This is a genomic window from Pseudoalteromonas sp. S3776 (assembly GCF_005886915.1).
Taxonomy (GTDB): Bacteria; Pseudomonadota; Gammaproteobacteria; order Enterobacterales; family Alteromonadaceae; genus Pseudoalteromonas.
The window spans coordinates 35,095-56,969 of the sequence record NZ_PNCU01000034.1 but is presented as its reverse complement, the minus strand read 5'-3'; the positions used below and the strand labels follow the sequence as shown (position 1 = coordinate 56,969).

Annotated in this window: 23 protein-coding genes; 7 read left to right on the top strand and 16 right to left on the bottom strand. The window is 41.4% G+C overall.

Features of this window, described 5'->3' with window-relative positions; translation table 11 throughout:
* Nucleotides 1–266 precede the first annotated feature (266 nt).
* A complete protein-coding gene (locus CWC16_RS13985; protein WP_055018531.1) occupies nucleotides 267–803 on the top strand; it encodes a gamma carbonic anhydrase family protein in 537 nt (178 codons plus the stop codon).
* Here the strand turns inward: CWC16_RS13985 and CWC16_RS13980 are convergent.
* Together CWC16_RS13980 and aroE are read right to left on the bottom strand one after the other, a co-directional pair.
* The gene (locus CWC16_RS13980) at nucleotides 786–1,046 is read right to left on the bottom strand and encodes a DUF1488 family protein (RefSeq protein ID WP_138541956.1); all 261 of its coding nucleotides are present in this window, start codon (nucleotides 1,044–1,046) and stop codon (nucleotides 786–788) included. The genes CWC16_RS13985 and CWC16_RS13980 overlap by 18 nt on opposite strands.
* Nucleotides 1,043–1,867, bottom strand: a complete 825-nt coding sequence (aroE, locus tag CWC16_RS13975) for a shikimate dehydrogenase (RefSeq protein ID WP_138541955.1) — start codon at nucleotides 1,865–1,867, stop codon at nucleotides 1,043–1,045. Before aroE ends, CWC16_RS13980 begins: the two co-directional genes overlap by 4 nt.
* Before the next feature lie 53 nt (nucleotides 1,868–1,920).
* Here aroE and CWC16_RS13970 point away from each other — a divergent pair, with 53 nt between their 5' ends.
* A complete protein-coding gene (locus CWC16_RS13970) occupies nucleotides 1,921–2,358 on the top strand; it encodes a group II truncated hemoglobin (protein WP_029773006.1) in 438 nt (145 codons plus the stop codon).
* A gap of 58 nt (nucleotides 2,359–2,416) precedes the next feature.
* Here the strand turns inward: CWC16_RS13970 and hemF are convergent, their stop codons facing one another.
* From hemF to CWC16_RS13940, 6 genes are all read right to left on the bottom strand, one after another.
* A complete protein-coding gene (gene hemF, locus CWC16_RS13965) occupies nucleotides 2,417–3,367 on the bottom strand; it encodes an oxygen-dependent coproporphyrinogen oxidase (RefSeq protein ID WP_138541954.1) in 951 nt (316 codons plus the stop codon).
* Between the two features lies 1 nt (nucleotide 3,368).
* On the bottom strand, nucleotides 3,369–3,932 hold the full coding sequence (gene tsaC, locus CWC16_RS13960) for an L-threonylcarbamoyladenylate synthase type 1 TsaC (protein ID WP_138541953.1): 564 nt from the start codon (nucleotides 3,930–3,932) through the stop codon (nucleotides 3,369–3,371).
* A gap of 21 nt (nucleotides 3,933–3,953) precedes the next feature.
* Nucleotides 3,954–4,529, bottom strand: coding sequence for a DNA topoisomerase family protein (locus CWC16_RS13955; protein ID WP_055016184.1), 576 nt, complete (start codon nucleotides 4,527–4,529; stop codon nucleotides 3,954–3,956).
* A gap of 97 nt (nucleotides 4,530–4,626) precedes the next feature.
* Nucleotides 4,627–5,100: a DUF494 family protein gene (locus CWC16_RS13950; RefSeq protein WP_055016185.1), complete on the bottom strand. Its 474-nt coding sequence runs from the start codon at nucleotides 5,098–5,100 to the stop codon at nucleotides 4,627–4,629.
* A gap of 1 nt (nucleotide 5,101) precedes the next feature.
* Complete coding sequence (dprA, locus tag CWC16_RS13945) at nucleotides 5,102–6,193, bottom strand: DNA-processing protein DprA (protein WP_055016186.1); 1,092 nt, start codon at nucleotides 6,191–6,193, stop codon at nucleotides 5,102–5,104.
* 31 nt (nucleotides 6,194–6,224) lie between these two features.
* The gene (locus CWC16_RS13940) at nucleotides 6,225–7,346 is read right to left on the bottom strand and encodes a LysM peptidoglycan-binding domain-containing protein (RefSeq protein ID WP_055016187.1); all 1,122 of its coding nucleotides are present in this window, start codon (nucleotides 7,344–7,346) and stop codon (nucleotides 6,225–6,227) included.
* A gap of 119 nt (nucleotides 7,347–7,465) precedes the next feature.
* Here CWC16_RS13940 and def point away from each other — a divergent pair, with 119 nt between their 5' ends.
* The 4 genes from def (at nucleotide 7,466) to trkA (ending at nucleotide 11,686) form a co-directional block, all read left to right on the top strand.
* A complete protein-coding gene (gene def / locus CWC16_RS13935; protein ID WP_055016188.1) occupies nucleotides 7,466–7,972 on the top strand; it encodes a peptide deformylase in 507 nt (168 codons plus the stop codon).
* A gap of 21 nt (nucleotides 7,973–7,993) precedes the next feature.
* Nucleotides 7,994–8,947 carry a methionyl-tRNA formyltransferase gene (fmt, locus tag CWC16_RS13930; RefSeq protein ID WP_138541952.1) on the top strand — a complete coding sequence of 318 codons (954 nt, stop codon included), beginning with the start codon at nucleotides 7,994–7,996 and terminating at the stop codon, nucleotides 8,945–8,947.
* A complete protein-coding gene (rsmB, locus tag CWC16_RS13925; RefSeq protein ID WP_138541951.1) occupies nucleotides 8,940–10,235 on the top strand; it encodes a 16S rRNA (cytosine(967)-C(5))-methyltransferase RsmB in 1,296 nt (431 codons plus the stop codon). Before fmt ends, rsmB begins: the two co-directional genes overlap by 8 nt.
* A gap of 74 nt (nucleotides 10,236–10,309) precedes the next feature.
* Complete coding sequence (gene trkA / locus CWC16_RS13920; RefSeq protein WP_055016191.1) at nucleotides 10,310–11,686, top strand: Trk system potassium transporter TrkA; 1,377 nt, start codon at nucleotides 10,310–10,312, stop codon at nucleotides 11,684–11,686.
* Between the two features lie 86 nt (nucleotides 11,687–11,772).
* On the opposite strand, the gene CWC16_RS13915 is transcribed toward trkA, so the two are convergent.
* From CWC16_RS13915 to CWC16_RS13880, 8 genes are all read right to left on the bottom strand, one after another.
* On the bottom strand, nucleotides 11,773–11,988 hold the full coding sequence (locus CWC16_RS13915; RefSeq protein ID WP_138541950.1) for an EF-hand domain-containing protein: 216 nt from the start codon (nucleotides 11,986–11,988) through the stop codon (nucleotides 11,773–11,775).
* A gap of 110 nt (nucleotides 11,989–12,098) precedes the next feature.
* A complete protein-coding gene (locus CWC16_RS13910) occupies nucleotides 12,099–12,311 on the bottom strand; it encodes an EF-hand domain-containing protein (protein ID WP_055016193.1) in 213 nt (70 codons plus the stop codon).
* A gap of 143 nt (nucleotides 12,312–12,454) precedes the next feature.
* Nucleotides 12,455–12,667: an EF-hand domain-containing protein gene (locus CWC16_RS13905; protein ID WP_055016194.1), complete on the bottom strand. Its 213-nt coding sequence runs from the start codon at nucleotides 12,665–12,667 to the stop codon at nucleotides 12,455–12,457.
* A gap of 461 nt (nucleotides 12,668–13,128) precedes the next feature.
* Nucleotides 13,129–13,791, bottom strand: a complete 663-nt coding sequence (locus CWC16_RS13900) for a PilZ domain-containing protein (RefSeq protein WP_055016195.1) — start codon at nucleotides 13,789–13,791, stop codon at nucleotides 13,129–13,131.
* Between the two features lie 29 nt (nucleotides 13,792–13,820).
* Nucleotides 13,821–15,272, bottom strand: coding sequence for a TrkH family potassium uptake protein (locus tag CWC16_RS13895; protein ID WP_055016196.1), 1,452 nt, complete (start codon nucleotides 15,270–15,272; stop codon nucleotides 13,821–13,823).
* 50 nt (nucleotides 15,273–15,322) lie between these two features.
* Complete coding sequence (locus tag CWC16_RS13890; protein WP_138541949.1) at nucleotides 15,323–15,937, bottom strand: YigZ family protein; 615 nt, start codon at nucleotides 15,935–15,937, stop codon at nucleotides 15,323–15,325.
* Between the two features lie 86 nt (nucleotides 15,938–16,023).
* A complete protein-coding gene (gene pepQ, locus CWC16_RS13885) occupies nucleotides 16,024–17,346 on the bottom strand; it encodes a Xaa-Pro dipeptidase (protein WP_138541948.1) in 1,323 nt (440 codons plus the stop codon).
* 184 nt (nucleotides 17,347–17,530) lie between these two features.
* Nucleotides 17,531–19,417, bottom strand: a complete 1,887-nt coding sequence (locus CWC16_RS13880) for a transglycosylase SLT domain-containing protein (protein WP_138541947.1) — start codon at nucleotides 19,415–19,417, stop codon at nucleotides 17,531–17,533.
* Nucleotides 19,418–19,712: 295 nt separating this feature from the next.
* Between CWC16_RS13880 and fadB the strand changes: the two genes are divergently transcribed.
* On the top strand, nucleotides 19,713–21,872 hold the full coding sequence (fadB, locus tag CWC16_RS13875) for a fatty acid oxidation complex subunit alpha FadB (protein ID WP_138541946.1): 2,160 nt from the start codon (nucleotides 19,713–19,715) through the stop codon (nucleotides 21,870–21,872).
* Nucleotides 21,873–21,875: the final 3 nt, after the last annotated feature.

The window sequence follows — 21,875 nt, the reverse complement described above, 5'->3', positions numbered from 1 at the left end:
CCGAAGTTTTACTTAACTCTCTGAGCAGCTCGCGCCTCGCTATGCGTTGGCGTTCCCCGTCTCAGTGGGGTCGCATTATAGGGAGAACAGATTTTTACGCAAGCACTTTTTTAAAGAAAAACTAAAAAAAAGCACTGTTCGGTCAATATATAAACTAAACCCTCTATAACAGGTAGTTTTATAACCAAAACAGGCCTTTTCTGGCCACTATTTAAGTGTTGCTGTTACACTCAAACAACTATAACTGGTATTTAAAAGGTATATATATGGCTATCCGTTCTTATAAAGGTATAACTCCCTCTTTCAATTCGTCTGTTTATGTTGATGAATCGTCTGTTTTGGTAGGCGATATTACTATTGGTGACAACTCTAGTGTGTGGCCTCTAGTAGCAGCACGAGGTGATGTTAACTATATACGTATTGGTGAACGTACCAATATACAAGATGGTAGTGTTCTTCATTTATCGCGCGCCACTAAAAACAACCCAGATGGTTACCCACTTATTATTGGTGATGATGTGACAGTAGGGCACAAGGTTATGCTGCACGGATGTACACTTGGAAACCGTATACTTGTCGGTATGGGTGCTATTGTAATGGATAATGTAATAGTAGAGGACGACGTTATTATTGGTGGGGGTTCATTAGTACCGCCAAATAAACGATTGGAGTCTGGTTATTTATATGTTGGTAGTCCAGTTAAACAAGCTCGCCCATTAACAGAGCAAGAGCTTGCTTTTTTAAAAGTATCGGCAGATAACTATGTGCAATTAAAAGACGAGTATCTAGCTGAGATCGGCTAAATTCACTTCTATTTGCCCTGCCGAGTTATAACTTTCATCTTCTATAAGTTGCTCGGCACATTCTTCATAATCAAATCGGTACTTATCAAAATGCTGCGTTGCGTGGCTTTCATCTTTAAGCCCTAGCTTTCGTAAATCTATAACACACTCCACCAGCATTCCTGTTACTTGTGCATAAAAGACTAATTGGTGGGAAGGTTCTCTAAACTCGAGTCTGTCTATAAACTGTATAGCTTGATTCATTTAAGCATGCCTTGTTTAAGTGCTTTAACAACAGGAAGTATGGCTGGCATTTTATTACGCCATACAAAAAATGCCTGTGCGGCTTGACCTACCAACATACCACTACCATCTAACAGCTTAGTATTTGTATTATGCTGTGCAACCCAGTTCATAAATACGGTATTTTGCTGGGAGTAAAACATATCATAAGCTACATCACAGCGAGTTAAGTGTTTTTTATCAAGCGCCGGAAGTTCGTTATTCATACTACTTGATGTAGAGTTTACGATAAGTGAGTAGTCGCTTACTGGTAAATCATCAAATCCATAGCCTGAAACTTTTCCATATTCAGCAAATAGCAAAGCTAAGTCTTGCGCTTTTTTTGCCGTACGATTAACAATAATGATTTCTGAAGGGTTGTGTTTAAGTAAAGGTAATATTACCCCTCTTGCTGCGCCACCCGCACCAATAATCAAAATACGCTTATTAGTAATTATCACTTCATTGGCAAGTAAATCGTTTACAAAGCCTACGCCATCGGTGTTATCGCCTAATAACGTGCCATCTTTGCGTTTTTTAAGTGTATTAACGGCACCAACAATTTTAGCAAGCGGGGTGAGTTCATCAGCCATGGCATACGCTTGCTCTTTAAATGGCATAGTTACATTTGCGCCTACCCCGCCTTGCTCAAAAAAGGCAGTTACTGTTTTTTCAAAATCATCGATAGGTGCTAATATTGCGCGGTAGTCGATTTGCTCACCCAAAGATACAGCAAATTGTTTATGTATCGCGGGGGATTTTGAATGTTTGATTGGATTTCCAAAAACCGCATATTTGTCCATTTTAAAACAACCTCTTTGCAGCTATATACTGCCTATTAACGATGATAAGTAATATGATTAAACGACTTTTTTCAAAATCTAAACCAGCCCCTGAGCAACCAGCGCCCACTCCTGAGAAAACACCGTATGAAATAATTGGTGGAGAAGCAGGTACCCGTGCTATTGCTAATAGATTCTACGACATAATGGCCAGCGATGAATACGCCAAACCATTATATGATATGCATCCTCTGCCATTAGATAGAATTCGCCAAGTGTTTTTTGAATTTTTATCGGGTTGGTTAGGCGGGCCTAACCTATTTACTGAAAAGCATGGCCAACCTATGCTACGCAAGCGCCATATGCCGTTTACTATAAATAAAGACCTGCGCGATCAGTGGATGTATTGTATGAATAAAACCCTCGATATAGAAGTAGACAACCCCCTACTGCGTGAAGGGTTAAAGCAATCTTTTGGACAACTTGCCACGCATATGATTAATGAGCACTAATTATTAACTACTTAGCAAAAAGGCGCTGATATGCGCCTTTTTTAACTCATTTTATTATTTACAATTGCCACTCTCTGGCTATTAAATCAGTCTGTTTAGTACTTAGCCACTCTTGTGGACGTAAATAGTATTGATACAAATTAGCCTCTGCGCTGTCAGGCGCGGGCTTATAGTTGTATTCCCAGCGCGCCAGTGGCGGCATCGACATCAATATAGACTCTGTGCGCCCACCGCTTTGCAAGCCAAATAAAGTGCCTCTATCCCACACAAGGTTAAACTCTACGTAACGACCGCGGCGATACAATTGAAAGTCACGTTGTTGCTGTGTAAATTCATCATTTTTACGGCGCTCAATAATAGGTAAGTAAGCATCTAAAAAGCCATTACCAACCGACTGCATAAATGCAAAGCTCTGCTCAAATCCTAACTCGTTTAAGTCATCAAAAAATAAGCCACCCACACCGCGTGTTTCGTCGCGGTGTTTTAGATAAAAATATTCATCGCACCAGGTTTTGTACTTTGGATACACTTGTTCACCAAAAGGTGCACAAATGTCGTGTGCAACTTGGTGCCAATGTTGTACATCTTCAAAAACGGGGTAAAACGGCGTTAAGTCAAACCCGCCGCCAAACCACCAAATAGGCTCTTCGCCTTCTTTTTCGGCTATAAAAAAGCGTACATTGGCATGACTTGTAGGAACATGTGGGTTTTTTGGATGAATAACTAATGAAACACCACATGCATGAAAGCTTCGCCCTGCAAGCTCTGGCCTATGAGCGGTCGCAGAGCCCGGCATAGATGCACCAAACACATGCGAGTAGTTTACGCCGCCTTGCTCTATTACATTGCCGTTAGTGGTTACTCGGGTACGACCACCGCCACCTTCAGCGCGCTGCCAACTGTCTTCTACAAACTTTGCACTGCCATCAGCCTTCTCTAAGCCTTGGCAAATAGTGTCTTGCAAAGCCATAAAGTAGGTTTTTACTTGTTCTAATAATTCGCTTTGCATATTAACCTCTAAACACTTTGCCGGTCATGGCATCTTTTATTGTACTGGGTTGCGTGTTCCCGCCTAACGGCTCGTCAACATAAAAGCCAACTTGCTCTGCAAATTGCTGCTTGGCCTGTTCAATACTAGTTACCGTGGGCTGACCAGTTAAATTAGCACTAGTAGAAACCAGCGGCTTACCTAATTGCTGGCATAAGCGCTTAACACTTGGATGATTTGTTACCCGTACGGCAATCGTATCAAACTGGCCTGTTAACCATTTAGGCGTATTTTTAGCAGCAGGCATGACCCAAGTAATAGCACCAGGCCAACTAGAAAAAATATCAGCGCGCTTATCCATTGGTAGCTTTACATCGTCAACATACTTTAATAACTGACCGTAGTTATCAGCGATTAAAATAAGGCCCTTTTCAACGGGACGCTGTTTTATTTCTAGCAATTTCTCAACAGCTTGCTGATTATCTGGATCACACCCTAAGCCATAAACGGCTTCAGTAGGATATAAAATAACGTCGCCTTGCTCTAAGCAAGATATAGCCGTAGGCAATGTAGAAAGGTCTGACAAAATATGCTCCAGAAATTTATATTAATCAGTAGTGGTAAGTTTTTGCAGGCAACTTTTTTGTGGGCACTGTAGCACAATACCATTGGCCATTTTTTTCTCAATAACAAGCGGCCAATCGCACTTAGGGCATGGCTTGGCTATGGGTTTGTTATTTAGCGTGTATTTACAACTCGGGTAACAGTCGCATGAGTAAAACGTTTTACCAAATTTATTGCTGCGTGCAACAAGCTGCCCTTTTTTGCATTTAGGGCAGCTAGGTAATACTTCATCGTTATTATTCGGCTCATCATCGTGGGCGATGTAATGACACTCAGGGTACCCTGTACAACCAATAAACATGCCATAACGGCCGTTTTTAACCACCAGCGGTTTTGTGCACTGTGGGCAGGCTGAATCTTCAAGAACTTTAATTTCGTTGCTGTCGTGATGCGCTAATGGACGAATAAAATCGCATTTAGGGTAACTCGCACAACCCAAAAACGGGCCTGTTTTAGAGTTACGGATCACTAATTCAGAACCACATTGTGGGCAGACTTCGTATTCTTTTTCTAAGGCGTGTTTATCCGCCGAGAAAAGCGAATGGTCGATTTTACTCATGAGGTTCCTAATGGGTTGCTGAATTTTCGCCTAATATACCCAAACCACTTAAAGATACAAGCTGTGCATATATGTTTAAGTGGTTTGGCATACAATTTTAATGTAGAAGTTCGGTGGGTTCGTCAAATATGAGGTCTTCCATTTGCTCGTAGGCCTCTTCTGAACCTGGTACGTTAAATAACACCATAAGCACCACCCACTTTAAGTCATCAAGCGAAATATAAAGTTTATCTAATGCGGCAAGCCGGTCCATGACCATTTCACGGGTTACACTGTTAACCACCCTTATTTGTTCTAAAAACATTAAAAAACCACGGCATTCAACGTTTAACATTTTGCATTCGCTATCGGTAAATATGCGCATCGCTTGGTGTGGCTTTGTAATTAGGTAAGGCGACTCATCGCTGCGTTGTAAATCAGCCAATTGCTCAAGCCAATTTAACGCTTTATAAATTTCGGTCTTATTAAAACCCGCGCGAAGTAATTCATCGGTAAGCTCGTTTTCTTCAATATAAATATCAGCTTCACTGTGAATGTAGTTTTCAAAAAGATACATGAGAATATCAAACATATTACCTTCCTGTGCTTAGCTTTATATACCCGTCTAATACTCGCTCTATTTCATCGTCTAATTCTAAATCGAGTAACCTTGCCAACACTTTATCGATTGGCCACTTAGTGCGATTTACAATTTCATCAACACTTGTCACCTCATACCCTATACTATTTAACACCTCACATTGCGGCTGTTTACTTACAGGTTCCTCTTTATTATATAGACCGCTTTGGTAAGAAAAGCTCACCTCATCTAAAATATCTGTTACATTTTCGACTAACTTAGCGCCCTGCTTTATTAAAAAATGACTCGCTTGCGATAAAGGGTTTTTAATAGAGCCCGGCACAGCAAAGACCTCTTTATTTTGCTCAATAGCGTAACGCACCGTAATTAATGAACCGCTTTTGATTTCAGCCTCTACAATAACCACGCCTAAAGACAACCCCGATATGATACGGTTTCTGCGCGGAAAGTTATGCGCATTAGCAGCGGTCCCCGGTAAAAACTCACTGATTAATAAGCCATGCTCTAATACTTGGTCTGTTAATAATTTATGGCGCTTGGGGTAGTAAATATCAACCCCTGTCCCTAATACACCAATTGTATTGCCATTATTGGCCAATGCCCCTTTGTGCGCGGCACCATCAATTCCCCGCGCCATGCCCGAGGTAACAGTAATACCGGCTAAAGTAAGCTGATATGCAAGCTCCGAAGCTATTTCAAGCCCCGTAGGTGTTGCGTTTCTACTACCAACTATGGCCACTTGAGGACTAGATAATAGCGCTATATCGCCTTTGCAAAATAGTAATAAAGGGGCACTGGCTATGTGTTTTAGTTCAGCGGGGTAAAGCGCATCAAAAATACATACTACCGTAATGTTAAGCTGCTGAATTTGTTGCTCGTAATGGTTTACTTGCTGCCAGTTTGTATTGAGTAAGTTGCAGGCTTGGTTTTGGGTTAGGCCAAGCTGTTGTAATTCACTTTGGTTTAAATCAAATAATGATTCGAGGGGGTGAGTATGTGATAAGGCTAGCAGTGTTTTAATACCTAAGCCTTTACACATATAAAAGGCAAGCCAGTGGGCTAGCTTGCCAGATGACTGATCCATGCTCTCTCCTAGAGCACCGACTCGCTACAACTTAATGAATTACTACACTATCTCCAACGCGAATTGGGTGCTGATTTTTTGTTATTAATGCATAACTCACTTTGTCATACACTTTAAATACTATTAACTCACCCACTTTTTCGTATGGCATTGTCCATGTTGTGGTGTCTTCATTTGGCTCGCTACCAAAAAATTCACCCGCATCAGATAAAAGCTTTTCAAACTTGCTCGAATCCTCTGGATAACGCGGTCCTCGCGGGCCATCAATAACAGTGGGTGATTGGCGTTCTAAATCGAGGATATGACCAACTTCTATTTGTTGCTCAGCACCTAAGTTTAGCACCACTACATCCATTGTGCTGAATTCTCTTACTTGGCGTGGAGATGCAATAACACGCCCTGATACACTTTGCTGTGGACGATGCATATTAAAGTACGCTGGTAACATTTGTCCTTGCATTGCGGGAAGTAAAAAATCACCTTGTTGAATCTCTTGTTTTACTGACTCAACACGTAAAGAGGACGGAACCCCATTGCTTTCATCACCCGTTCTAAATGCACGAGCCATGCCTACATACGTAGCGCGAGTAGCTAGCTCTTCACCAGTTTGTGTATCTATGTAAGGTTCGCCTTTGTGATAAATAGCATACGCTTTGTGTACTTTCAAATCGCCCTTGGCGTATAAAATATGACCTAACGTTTGCGTTTTAGTATTTTCGTTTGCCCCTAAAATATACGGCTTATCATCTATGTCATCGCTGTTAATCGCTTGCTCATAACTTAAATAAGGTTTAATTATTTCAAGTGGCAAAGTGGTGATGGCGTTGTTACCTTTTGGTGTAATACGCCCCTGTGGCGATAACTTCCTGTACGCTTTATTAATAACTAAACGCGGGTTACCGTCGGCGTCATACACTAACGCGAGTGCATCGCCTGGATAAATCAGATGCGGGTTATCTATTTGCGGGTTCATTTGCCAAAGCTCTGGCCACAGCCATGGCTCTTCTAGATAAATGCCGGAAATATCCCAAAGGGTATCACCTTTTTTTACAACATATTGTTTTGGAGCATCTTTTTTTATTTGTAAAACATCAGCAACTGCTGGAAAGGCAGTGCTTAGTGCAAACATAATTGCAGCCAATTGGGATTTCATTGGGCTTCCTTGTATTGTTTTTTCATTATTATTGACCAAAACCTGTTAAAGGGGAACGCGAATGGCTAAAATAAGAGCATACAATACCCTAAATTAAGCACAAGTGTAAAAAGGTAACTATGGCTAGGTTAGAAGTTTTAAGATTTCCAGATGAGCGTTTACGTACGGTAGCAAAAGAAGTGGCTCAGGTTGATGACAACGTTCGCCAAATAGTAAAAGACATGCTAGAGACAATGTACGATGAAAACGGCATTGGGCTAGCTGCTACACAGGTTGATATTCATCAACGTATTGTAGTGATCGACGTATCAGAAGAACGCGACGAACCACTGGTTTTAATTAACCCACAAATCATTAAAAAAGATGGTTCAACAATTAGCGAAGAAGGCTGTTTATCAGTACCTAACTCTTACGCAAAAGTAGACCGTGCTGAAACCGTAACCGTTGCTGCTCTTAACGAAAACGGTGAAGAATTTGTACTAGATGCAGATGAGCTATTAGCTATTTGTATTCAACACGAACTCGATCACTTACAAGGTAAACTATTTATTGATTACCTATCGCCATTAAAGCGTCAACGTATTCGCAAAAAGCTTGAAAAAGAAGCTAAATTTGCCGCGAAGTAATAAGCACCTTAGGAAAACTCAGTGACAAAACCACTACGCATTATATTTGCCGGTACGCCGGACTTTGCCGCTCGTCACCTACAAGCGTTAATTCAAAGCGAACACCAAATTGTTGGTGTTTACAGCCAACCAGACCGCCCTGCTGGGCGGGGTAAAAAGCTAAAAGCCAGTGAAGTAAAAGCGCTTGCGCTTGAACATGAACTACCTGTTTTTCAGCCACAATCATTAAAAAATGAAGAGGCCCTAACAGAGCTTAAAAGCTTAAATGCCGATATCATGATTGTGGTGGCCTATGGCTTAATTTTACCCAAAGCCATTTTAGAGGCGCCACGCTTAGGGTGTTTAAATGTGCATGGCTCTATTTTACCGCGCTGGCGCGGTGCTGCGCCAATACAGCGGGCAATTTGGGCTGGCGATGAAGAAACCGGCGTAACCATAATGCAAATGGATGAAGGGCTTGATACCGGCGACATGTTACATATTAGCCGCTGCCCTATTGCTGCAGATGAAACCAGTGCCAGCTTATACACTAAACTAGCTGAACTTGGTCCCGGAGCGCTTATTCAAACCGTTAATAAGTTAGCCAATGGCGAACTTACTGCTGAGCCACAAAACGACGAGCAGGCAAATTACGCTAAAAAGCTTTCAAAAGAAGAAGCAAATATTGATTGGACAATGGATGCCGTTCAAATTGAGCGTAATATTCGTGCGTTCAATCCATGGCCTGTGTGCTTTACTCAAATGAGTGAGCAAAGTGTAAAAATTTACCAAGCTTCAGTCGTTGAACAAACAGGCAATGCCGGCGAAGTTTTATCAAGCGATAAAAACGGCATTGTAGTGGCGTGTGGTAAGCAGGCATTGTGTATTACACAGCTGCAACCACAAGGTAAAAAACCAATGGCAATTAGCGACTTTTTAAATGGTCGTAGTGACTGGGTAACTCCAGGCACCGTATTAGGCGAAAACAATGAGTAATGTTCAAAACGTACGTGCGCTTGCCGCAGAAACTTTATATAACGTGGTTGATAAAGGCGCATCGCTAAATCAAGAACTGCCATTTGCCAGTCAAGGGCTGCCCCCGAAAGACAAAGCACTATTACAGCAAATTTGTTATGGCGTATTACGCTACCTACCTAGCCTTGAAAACTACTGCCAACATTTAGTAGAGCAGCCACTTAAGGGTAAACGCCGTATTTTTCAGTTTTTGTTGTATGTAGGTATTTATCAGCTGCAGCATATGCGCGTGCCACCGCATGCCGCCATTTCTGAAACCGTTAACGCCCTAGGCCAAATGCGTGCATTAGGTTTAAAAGGCTTAATCAACGCTATTTTGCGAAGTTTTCAGCGCCAACAAAGCGAGCTGGAAGAAAAAGCCAAGCAAATACCAGTATGTTTATATAACCATCCAAACTGGTTTATTAAACAAGTAAAAGAAGCCTACCCAGACAACTGGGAAGCGCTTCTTGAAGAAAACCAACAACAAGCCCCTATGTGGTTACGTGTTAATCAAGCCCAATACAGCACGCAACAATACAGCGAAATGTTAACGGCTAACGATATTGAACACACATTAAATCCAGAGTTTGTTGATGGTATTAAACTAGCTAAGCCACGTGATGTATTCTCACTGCCAGAGTTTGATGTGGGCGCCTGCTCGGTGCAAGATGCTGCAGCGCAATTAGCCGCACGTTTTTTGGCACCTCAAGCTGATGAATACATTTTAGATGCCTGTGCAGCACCTGGCGGTAAAACATGTCATATATTAGAGCTTGCCGATGCAGAAGTATTAGCACTTGATAGTGACGCCACTCGTCTAGAGCGTGTTAAACAAAACTTGACCCGTATCGGCTTGGGCGCAGACCTACAATGTGCGGATGCTTCGCAGCCGCACACATGGTGGGACGATCAACAGTTTGACCGTATTTTATTGGATGTGCCGTGTTCGGCAACCGGTGTTATACGCCGCCACCCAGATATAAAATGGCTTCGCCGCGCATCAGACATTGAAGATTTAGCTAAACTACAAAGCGATATACTCAATAGCATTTGGCCGCTACTCAAGCCAGGTGGCACTATGATATACGCAACCTGTTCGGTACTGCCGCAAGAGAACCAACAGCAAGTCGCTAAATTTTTAGCTAATAATAGTGACGTTGAGCATATACCACTGCACGACAACGACACGGTTATCAACCCTGGTTTACAATTGCTACCAGGTGAAAGCGACGGATTTTATTACGCTAAGCTAGTTAAAAAAGCCTAATAGCCGTACACTCAATAGCCATTTATTAAACAGTAAATGGCTATTTTTTAATTAAACAGTAATTCGGGTAAATAATGAAAATAATCATACTCGGTGCCGGACAAGTCGGTGGTACGCTTGCTGAAAACTTAGTTGGCGAACAAAACGAAATAACCGTTGTTGATATAGATGGCAACCGCTTACGAGAGCTGCAAGATAAGTACGACTTACAAGGGGTTGCTGGTCACAGTGCCCATCCAGACGTCCTCAGACGTGCGGGTGCTGAAGACGCCGACATGATTATTGCAGTAACCAGCTCAGATGAAGTCAATATGGTGGCGTGCCAAGTCGCGTATAGTATTTTTAATACGCCAACTAAAATAGCCCGCATCCGATCAGAGCAATATTTAAAATACCGCGAAAAACTATTTCATAACGACGACCTTCCGGTTGATCATTATATTGCCCCCGAAGCGCTTGTTACCAAATATATTCGCCGTTTAATAGATTACCCAGGCGCACTGCAAGTACTGCAATTTGCCGATGGCATGCTCTCACTTGTAGCAGTAAAAGCCTACTATGGCGGCTTATTAGTTGGTTATGCGCTTTCTGCTTTAAAAGAACATATTCCGAATGTAGAAACTCGCGTAGCAGCGATTTACCGCCAAGGTAAAGCCATAAAACCACAAGGGACCACAGTAATCGAAGCGGACGATGAGGTATTTTTCATTGCTGCCACTAAACATATTCGCGCCGTTATGAATGAGCTGCAAAAGCTTGAACGTTCCTACAAAAAAATTATGATAGCTGGTGGCGGTAACATTGGTGCAGGCCTTGCTCGTTCACTCGAAAAAAACCACAGCGTTAAGTTACTAGAGCGTAGTAAAGAGCGTGCAGAACAACTTTCTGAAATGCTCGATAACACCGTTGTGTTTTGTGGTGACGCCTCAGACCAAGAGTTACTTTCAGAAGAACACATAGAGCAAGTTGATGTATTTATTGCCGTAACCAACGACGATGAAGCTAATATAATGTCGGCCATGCTTGCAAAACGCATGGGCGCACAAAAAACCATGGTGCTTATACAGCGTGGGGCATATGTTGATTTAGTGCAAGGAGGTGAAATAGATATTGCTATATCACCACAACAAGCGACTATTTCAGCGCTGCTAACGCACGTGCGCCGTGGCGATATTGTTAACGTTTACTCGTTACGCAAAGGGGCAGCAGAAGCTATTGAAGCCGTGGCCCATGGCGATGAAAATACATCAAAAGTAGTTGGTCGTGCTATCGCCGATATCAAGCTACCTGCAGGTACAACAATTGGCGCTATTGTACGCAATGACGACGTACTAATTGCCCACGACGACACTGTTATTATGTCTGGCGATCACGTTATTATGTTTTTAATTGATAAAAAGCACATCAATGTAGTCGAAAAGCTATTCCAAGTGAGTGCTATATTTTTATAGTTAAACACAAAAAAGCCGCTGACTAAGGCGGCTTTAGTGGAGTATGTTTTTTTGGTTACTAAGCTTCCTTGCTCAGCAACTAAGACTTACTGTACTTTTGAAAATTCTTGCTCAGAAATTTCACCATTACCGTCAGTGTCTAGCTGGTCAAAAATTTTCACTAGCTGTGAATTTACCTGCGCTTCTTGCTTTGAAATTGCACCATCACCGTCGGCATCAAACGAGGCAAAATCGACTGCAGCATACGCCGCTGATGAAGAAGCTAATACGATAACGGCAAGGGCTGTATTGAATGTTTTCATAGTTGTGTCCTAATTAAGAGGAAGTCCTTTTCTGAGATCCATGAGTTTAAAAAATTAACTAAAAGTGCTTTTGACAATTTACATTATCAAGTATTTATACAAATTAAAGATTAGTACTTAGAGAACTCTTGTTTTGAAAGCTCACCATTTCCATCGGTATCTAGTTCAACAAATTCAGCCATTAAATCCGCATCCACCGATGCTTCAGCTTGGCTGATTGCACCATTGCCATCTACGTCTAACGTATCAAAATCTGTTGCTGCAATTGCAGCTGAAGAAGAGGCAATTGCTATTAGTGCCAGCGCTTTATTTAAATGCTTCATAATTTAATCCTTCAATATACAAGTTACTTAAGTTTAATAAGTCATATTTTTAAATTAATGATTTTCACATCCTTGTTATCCTTTTTCGTAAGCTCCCTTGCCTACTTAGGTTGTCATTGGCAACTCAGGATTGTTATCACATATTAAGCTTTTGAAAATTCTTCTTTTGATAACTCACCATTTTGGTCAGTATCTAATTCTGAGAACATGCTCATCAGTTTTGCATCAATAGATGCTTCTGATTTGCTGATTGTGCCGCTGCCATCTACATCTAACGTATCAAAATCTGTTGCTGCAAATGCTGCTGATGATGAAGCTAAGGCGATAAGTGCTAAAGTTTTATTAATGCTTTTCATAATATAATTCCTTCAAGTATATGTGTGCGATTAAGTGGTTTACTTTAAATCACGTTTGTTCAGTACAACCAGACTATTACAACTTAAATGCCAGCTTTTAAAACATTATATTTTTCATATAGTTAAAATAGCTTTCAGCGATTTTTAATAAATTGAGGCGATTTTTTTGTTGCAAACTAGCAACAAGAAGAATTACTGAATTTATAAGTTCAATTAATTCAATTAGTTACGCATAATAAAAAAGCTACAATTTTTAGCTTAAATTGCAACAGTGATAAGTTTTCAAGAAAGGAGGCTAAAATTTAGGTGTAAGGGGCGCTAAAATATAAAATTAGCTTACTAGAAAAAATCAGATATGTGATTGATTTTATAGTGATAAAAATTAATTTTTGTGTTTTTAAAAAAATTTTATGGTCATTAAAGTAAAAAAACGACCATTTGTTGCTATTAAGCGAAACCGCTTAATCTAATGGCAACTCGAGTATAGCGGGATCAATAAAATGCTCTTTCATAAACGCCTTCATTTCCTCTTCACTGGCTAAAAGCTTAATACCGCAATTAACCCCCGCGGCGTGCGGTTTTACACTGCATATTTCGCCAGTAAATGCTTTATTGTTGGTATCAACCGTCACCGTACATTGCATATCTTTTATATTTTCATCGCTTTGATCGCCGCGTACATCAAACATCACCCCGGTAAGCGAGATATCTTTAATCACCCCTTCAAGTACTCTATCGTCACTGAGCGTTAATTTTGCAGGTAATAAGGTCGGTATGCGTGTTTGCGCGCGCAAAGCAAATAACTGAACTTGTGTAGGGTAATTAATAAAAATGAGCCTAGTAGGATGTGAGGCTATCGACATCACCTGCTGCCTAAATGCTATTACTTGCCCACCACTGCCTTCTATAACCGCTCTTACTACGACCATTACACCGTCACGCAAATAATCATTAGCAGCAGGTAATCGTTTTGAACTTGGGTAATTTAAAATAATAAACTTGTTTTCTAGCAAACCAATAAACTCTGTTTTTACACGTTTACTACTAGTAGGCGTAACAATTTCCAAGTCGACTACTCGCCCTGTTGTTAACTGGTGTAATTTATCTAAATTAGAATGTGGCATGCCTGTTCCTAAGCATCATTTATATATTATTACCCACGCCAAAAGGTCGGCGTAAATAGCACGAGTAAGGTAAATATTTCTAAGCGACCAAATACCATGGCAATCGTTAATAGCCATTTAGCACCATCGCTCACTGCCCCATAGTGCGATGCAACATCACCTAAGCCCGGGCCTAAATTATTTAAACACGCCGCTGTAGCCGAGAACGCGGTAATGTTGTCCATACCGGTTCCCATTAGCGCCAGCATTATAATAATAAACACCAATGCATACGCTGAGAAAAACCCCCATACGGCTTCGACTACTTTATCGGGTAAGGCTTTACGACCCAGCTTAATAGAGTATATAGCGCGTGGGTGCACTAAGCGGTTAAGCTCACGTATGCCTTGTAGGTATAGTAAAAACACGCGTACTACTTTCATACCGCCACCGGTTGAACCTGCACAGCCACCTATAAAGCTCGAAAAAATAAGTAATATAGGCAAAAACAACGGCCATGTGGAAAAGTTGTCAGTAGCAAAACCGGCTGTGGTACTCATAGAAACAGCCTGAAACAAGGCTTGGTCGAGTGTTTCATCGCCATCGGCAAATATTTCGTTTGATGAAAGCACGGTAAAACAAATCACCACCAGCGCTAACTGTATAAGCAAAAACACTTTAAATTCGGGGTCGCGAATGTACACCTGAATATTACGACTTGCTACCGCCGCGTAGTGCAACGAAAAGTTAACCGCAGCAATAATTAAAAAGAATACACAAATAAAATTAATGACAGGGCTGTCGAAGTGCCCTATTGAAGCATCGTAAGTAGAAAACCCGCCAATCGCCACGGTAGAAAACGCATGGCATATGGCATCAAACCACTCCATTCCTGCCGCCCAATATGCCAACATGCACGAAATAGTTAGTGACACATAAATGTACCAAAGGTGCTTTGCGGTATCGGCAATGCGGGGGGTCATTTTTGAATCTTTTACAGGACCTGGGATCTCAGCTCGGTATAACTGCATACCACCGACCCCAAGCATAGGCAGTATAGCAACAGCAAGTACAATGATACCCATACCGCCAAACCACTGTAATTGCTGGCGATAAAACAAAACAGATTTAGGCAGGTATTCAATGCCGGTAAGTACAGTGGCGCCTGTGGTTGTAAGGCCCGAAAAGGCCTCAAACACCGCATCGGCCATAGATAAGTTAGGCTCTTGTAAAAAAATCAGCGGTAACGATGCAAATGCCCCTAGTACCAGCCAAAACAGGACAACGATTAAAAAGCCTTCGCGCGCTTTTAAGTCGCCGTTTTCATGCCTGTTTGGGTAATAGGCTGTTAAACCAATTACCACACTAAATATAAACGCTAATACAAAAGGAACACCACCACCATCTTTATAAAATAAAGACACCACCGCAGGTGGCACCATGGTAATACTAAACAGCGCAACTAGTTGGCCAAGGATTTTTATGATGGTACGAAATTGCATGTAGCTTATCGCTTTTATTATTAGTAAGTATAAGTGTGTAAGTTATTGTCTTACTCTTTGATAGTTAACTCAACTGCGCCATGGCTTAAATCAAAAATATCTTTAATGGCCTGATTAGCTTGGCGACTATCAATAGTAATAACCCATTCAATATTAGCAGTAAATTGTTTTTCTATATTAAGTACTTGATAGTTGGTTTTTAACAACTGCTCTATAGCGCCCTGCATGCTGTATTCACTTTGGCCAACAATCTCGATACTTGGTACTTTTGTTACCGTTTTTAGCTGCGAAAGTGCGTTATTTAGCGATCCGCCATAGGCACGCACTAACCCTCCAGTACCAAGCTTTATACCACCAAAATAACGGGTAACTACTGCAGTAATTTCGCCAAGTCCAGAGCCCACCAGCACATTAAGCATGGGTTTTCCTGCAGTGCCATTTGGCTCGCCATCATCAGAAAAACCATAAACATGGCTGCCACCTGGGTTACCCGCTACGTGGGCCCAACAATTATGACGTGCATCGGGGTACTTTTCTTCAATGCTTTTAATAAAGGCTTTAGCTGCCTTAAGGTCTGGTGTATGCGCAATATGAACAATAAAGGTGCTCTTTTTAATTTCTTCTTGATGAAACACATCAGCAGCCGGGTATTTATATTCAGACATAATTAAAGCTCAATTAAAAATGGGGCCAAAAGGCCCCTTTGTATTCGCGTATTTTAGCGCGTATTAGCGAACTCGTCTTTATTAGCTTAGTCGAGCGCTAAATCTCGAGTCATATTTTCTAGGCTGTCCTCGTGAACAATAATATTGTCTTCAATACGAATACCGCCATATGGTTTTAACGTCTCGATTTTATCCCAGTTAATAAACTGTTTACTGTCGGTTTGCGCTAAATCACCTAATAACGAGTCTATAAAGTAAAGCCCTGGCTCAATAGTAAACACTTGGTTTTTCTCTATTAAGCGCGTGCAGCGTAAAAATGGGTGCCCTTCTGGCGATGGCTGGTGCGTGCCTTTATCATCACGCATAAAACCGCCCATATCATGCACCTGTAAACCCAGGTGGTGGCCCAAACCATGAGGAAAAAACGTTGAAGTAATTTTACGCTCAATAATTTCTGTGGCAGGTAAGTTTACAATATTGAAGTCACTCAGTACTTGGGCAATACGGTTATGACAATCAACGTGTAAATCGCCATACAACATGCCTGGCTTTAAGGCGTTGCCTAGCTCAATTTGTATTTGCGTCATTGTTTGTACTAGCTCAGCAAACTCACCCTGCTTTTTAAAATCGTATGTACGGGTAATGTCTGCGGCATAACCATTAAAGTTTGCGCCAGCATCGATTAAAAACGAATTATGAGTAAGTGGTGCTGTTGGCTCAAAATGCGTGTAATGCAAAATAGCGCAGTTTTCGTTAAGTGCAACTATATTGCCATACGGCATTTCGTTTTCGCTTTGGCGTGTAGCTATAAGGTACGCTTGTTGAATATCAAATTCGCTACCACCATTGTAAAAGGCATCGCGTGCAGCTTTGTGCCCATCTACCGCAATACGGTTAGCTTGGCGTAAACATTCAAGCTCGTACTGTGTTTTATAGGCGCGGTTATAGTGAAAATAATTAAGTACTGGCTCTGGATTCATAATACTAAAACCTAGCGCTTGTGCTACCTCTAGGTATTCGCCCATGTAAGCATACTTAGCCTTATCGTAAGGTAATAGTTTTTCAACTTGATCAGGCTGTAGCAATAATTCAATATCAAAGTACTCAGCCCAAAAATCGCGTGGCTCATCGGGCACTTTGTGCCAAAAATCAACTGGGCGGTAAAAAATAAGCTTAGGTTTATCGCTTCCATTTACCACAATCCAACAATGTGGATTATCAATAACAGGAAGCCATGCTTTAAAGTGTGGATTAACTTTAAATGGGTAATACATGTCGTCTAAAAACTGGCGCTTAGCTTGGCCTGAGTGAATAACTAAACCCTCTAGCCCTTCACGGTCACAAATTGTACGCGTACGTTGTTGTAATGTGGCAATATGCTCTGCATATAAAACGGCTAATTTATCCATTGTTAATCCATCTGTTAAATTTAACTTGCTTTGAGTCTACCACTTAAACGTAAAGCGCTCAAAAAGGGGGGATATTTAACATGCAAATATCCCCCTAATACTTATACCCATCGTGTTAAGTTATTAGCCCTTTATTTAGCACGCTCGAATGGCTAAATATTTAAGGCTATTAGTATTACATAATTTACCCACCCATTTTCATATTGAGTAACGGCGCGAGCACGTTTCCTTCTCGGCCCATTCGGGTGTGGTAAACTTGGCGATAAGCAAACACGTTTTTTACGTAATCTCGTGTTTCTCTATAGGGGATCAGCTCAACCCATAGCTCTGCGGGTATAGCTTCGTCAGGTAACCAACGTTTAATACGATGATACCCTGCGTTATAAGATGCCGTAGCGAGTATTTCATTGCCTTTGTTTTTCTTTTTCAAGTACTGCAAGTAACTAGTACCTAAGCGTATATTGGTTTTAGGTTGGTACAAACGCGTACTCGATACCGTCGCTTTATTAACGTATTCTGCCGTGCTAGGTAGCAGCTGCATTAAACCGCGTGCATTAGCATGGGATCGCGCATCGGGTGCAAACGAGCTTTCACGCCGCGCAATGGCAATACTCCACGCGGGATCTATTTTGTTACGCTTGCTATAACGTTCAAAAATATCTTGAAATGCAAACGGAAAACGCAGTTCGACATAATCCCACGCTTTTATTTTAGCTAACGTAAATATAACGTTATCGTGCCAATTGTTTTGCGCTGCAACTTTTGAGGCAGCCAGTTTTTCTTCGTCGGTAGAGGTATTGGTTAAGTAATTCCACTCTCGGCGTGCTGAAGTGAAACGCTCTAGTTCGTAAAGTGCTTTTGCGCGTTTAAAGCCCGGCGCATTCATCACTTTATCTACCAGTTTTTGGTCAACCTCTAAAGGGTGATTGTTTAAATCGACCGGCAGCCCTAAACGTGCCGCCGCTAAAAAACCATAATAATCACGATTTGTGGCTACTTTAGCCCAAATTTCGTCTGCTCTTTGTTGCTCTCCTCGCTTAGCATAGCTATAAGCCAGCCAATACTGCTGGCCTAAACTTAAATTATCTTTACCCGTAAAAAAAGCTGCTATGCCTTCCCAGTCTTGGGTTTTTAGCATATTACCAAGTTGCCACTGAATTAACTTTTTGTCTTGCCGCGCTTTTGGCACTTTATTAAGCCAAAAGCTGGCTTGCTTGTGCCCACTTGAAGCAAGCGATAAAGCAAACGTGTAATATAAATCTGCTTTTTCTTCGTCGCTGTAATTAAACATTTTTTCTAGCTTTTGCCAGGCCCTTAAAGCCAGCGCTTTATCGCGCCAAATTAGACGCTTAACTCCGTAAATGGCTATTTCACCTTCTTTTGCCGACTTATTTTTATACCGATATAGCCCCGCTGCTGCACTTGGGTCACGGCGTACTTTTAAATATAAATCGGCTAAGTAACGCTCGTTTTTAGGTAACAACGTTTTTAAATAAGGCAGTAAGCTTTGGGTACCGCCCTGCGCTGCAAGCGTTATGCGCTTCCATATACGCTCATTATTTAAATAGCCTTTTTTGCGCCATTGTGAAAATAACGAGTCGCATTCATTTGGTTGCGACTTACCCACCGTCCATAAATCGGTAACTTGATTAAAAATGGCTTTTTCTGGCGCCCCTAAATCAAGCTGAAAATCTAAAAACGTGCATGTTAGCGCTGCGTTAGACGTTTCTCGGTAGTTTTTAATATAAGCGGCTTTTTTGTTATTTTTTTCAAGATACTCCAACCATGCTTTGCGTACCGGCCACTCAAGCGGGGTATGTTCATAAATGGTTAGGTAACTTTCTATTTCGCTTTGATACTTAATATTAGGATGGCGTTGCCAATATGTTTTTTCGACATACGGCTTTAGCGGATGATCTAACCCGTTTATTGCTTCTTTAAAGTCTTGGTAACTTCCATAGCGCACTTTCTTTTCTGCATCTAAAAACGCGTCATTATCGATACTCGCTTGGGCAGAACTAAAAGGAAGAATAAAGGCAGCTGCCACAGCGCTTAATAAAATTTTTTTCATAATATCCTTTAGGTTTAATGACCTGTCAGGGTTAATAATTTCCAGATTGGGGCACTAAAACAATAATGAGAGTGCCTTTAATAAAATATGAACATCATTTAATTTACGCACTCATGATAATTAATGAGTACCTTTCGCACATTCCAGTACACCTTAGCACCAAACCAGCTATATTTTAACCAGCCGTTTGTAACCGAGTTAAATTTTTCGTTGCATTTTAATTTTAAAGCAAGCACACTGGTCGAAATGCAAACTCATCGTACCAGTCTTAGTTCGTCAACTAGGGAGAATAATAATGTTATATAAAAGCGATTCCTTTGAAGTTAGCTTCCTAAAGGAAAACATCGCCGAGTTTAAGTTTTGTGTTGCAGGCTCTGTAAACACACTATCTCAAAAAACTCTTTCAGATTGTGCAGCAGCATTAAAAGAATTAGCGTCTAATTCTGATATCAAAGGCATGATTTTTACCAGTGATAAAGACCACTTTATAATTGGCGCAGATATCTTCGAATTTTTACCAACATTTACTAAACCAGAAGAAGAATTAGTAACGTGGATTAAAAACGCAACCGACGTTTTTGACGCAATCGAAGACTTACCATACCCAACTCTTAGCGCTATAAACGGCTTAGCACTTGGTGGCGGGTGTGAGTGGGCACTTGCTACCGATTATCGTGTTGCAAGTGAAACTGCAAAAATGGGCTTACCAGAAGTTAAACTTGGCATAATGCCTGGTTTTGGTGGCACAGTGCGCTTACCACGCATTATTGGCGCAGATAACGCCATGCTTTGGATTACCTCAGGTAAAGAAAATCGCGCCGCTGAAGCCTTAAAAGTAGGTGCGTTTGACGCGGTAGTTAGTGCTGACAAACTTTTAGAGTCAAGTCTAGCAACACTTGAATTAGCAATTGCAGGCAAGTTAGATTGGCAAGCAAAACGTAACGTAAAACTTCAGCCACTTAAATTAAACCGTGTTGAGCAAGGCATGAGCTTTGCGATGGCAGAAGGTATGGTAATGGGTAAAACCAAAGGCCACTATCCTGCACCGGTTATGGCAGTTCGCACTATTAAAGCAGCGGCCAACTGTGAGCGCACCGAAGCAATGGCAATCGAAAATGCTAACTTTGCAAAACTTGCACGTACTAACGAAGCTGCTGCACAAACGGGCATTTTCTTAAATGACCAGTTTATTAAAGGTAAAGCACGCAAGCTTGCTAAACACAGCGATGTAGAAATTAAACAAGCGGCTGTATTAGGCGCGGGTATTATGGGCGGCGGTATTGCATACCAGTCTGCTTATAAAGGTACACCAATTGTAATGAAAGACATCCAACAGGATGCGCTTGATTTAGGTATGGGTGAAGCATCTAAACTACTTGGTGCAAAAGTTAAACGCGGCCACATGCCAATGGAAAAAATGCTGGCAACGCTTAGCAAAATTAAGCCAACGCTTAATGATGCAGACCTTCAAAACGCCAACATTATTGTTGAGGCCGTTGTAGAAAACCCTAAAGTTAAGCAAGCAGTACTAGCCGACCTTGAAAAGAACCTGCCAGAAGGTACGGTACTTACGTCAAACACATCGACTATCTGTATTGATTTACTCGCAGAAGCACTCGATAAGCCAGAAAACTTCTGTGGTATGCACTTTTTCAACCCAGTGCCAAAAATGCCATTAGTCGAAATTATCCGTGGTGCAAAAACCTCTGATAAAACAATTAACGCTGTTGTTGATTACGCCCTTAAACTTGGCAAGTCACCAATTGTTGTAAACGATTGCCCAGGCTTTTTTGTAAACCGTGTTTTATTCCCTTACTTTGCAGGCTTTAGCAAACTCGTTGTTGAAGGCGCTAACTTTGCAAAAGTAGATAAAGTAATGGAAAACGTATTTGGCTGGCCAATGGGCCCAGCTTACCTACTTGATGTTGTAGGTATTGATACAGCTTACCACTGTACTGGTGTAATGGCAGACGGTTTCCCTGAGCGTATGGCACGTGCAGAAAAAGATCCGGTGACTGTTTTTGCTAACGAAAAACGTTTTGGTCAAAAGAACAAAGCAGGTTTTTACAAGTACGAAACAGACCGTCGTGGTCGTCTTAAAAAATCAAGCGATGCAACAGCAGTTGAGCTACTAGCACCAATTACTGATGCACCGAAAGAATTTGATAAACAAGAAATCATTGACCGTTGTATGATTCCAATGATCAACGAAGTGCTTCTTTGTTTACAAGAAGGCATTGTTGCTTCTCCTCAAGAAGCTGATATGGCCCTTGTATACGGCGTTGGTTTCCCTCCATTTAGAGGCGGCGCGTTCCGTTACTTAGATCAAACAGGTTTAGCTAACTTTGTTGCAGCAGCAGACAAATATGCTCACCTAGGTGCGATTTACCAAGTATCAGAGCAAACTCGCAAATGGGCCGAAGAAGGTCGTGTTTTCTATAAGGTGGAAGGTTAATAT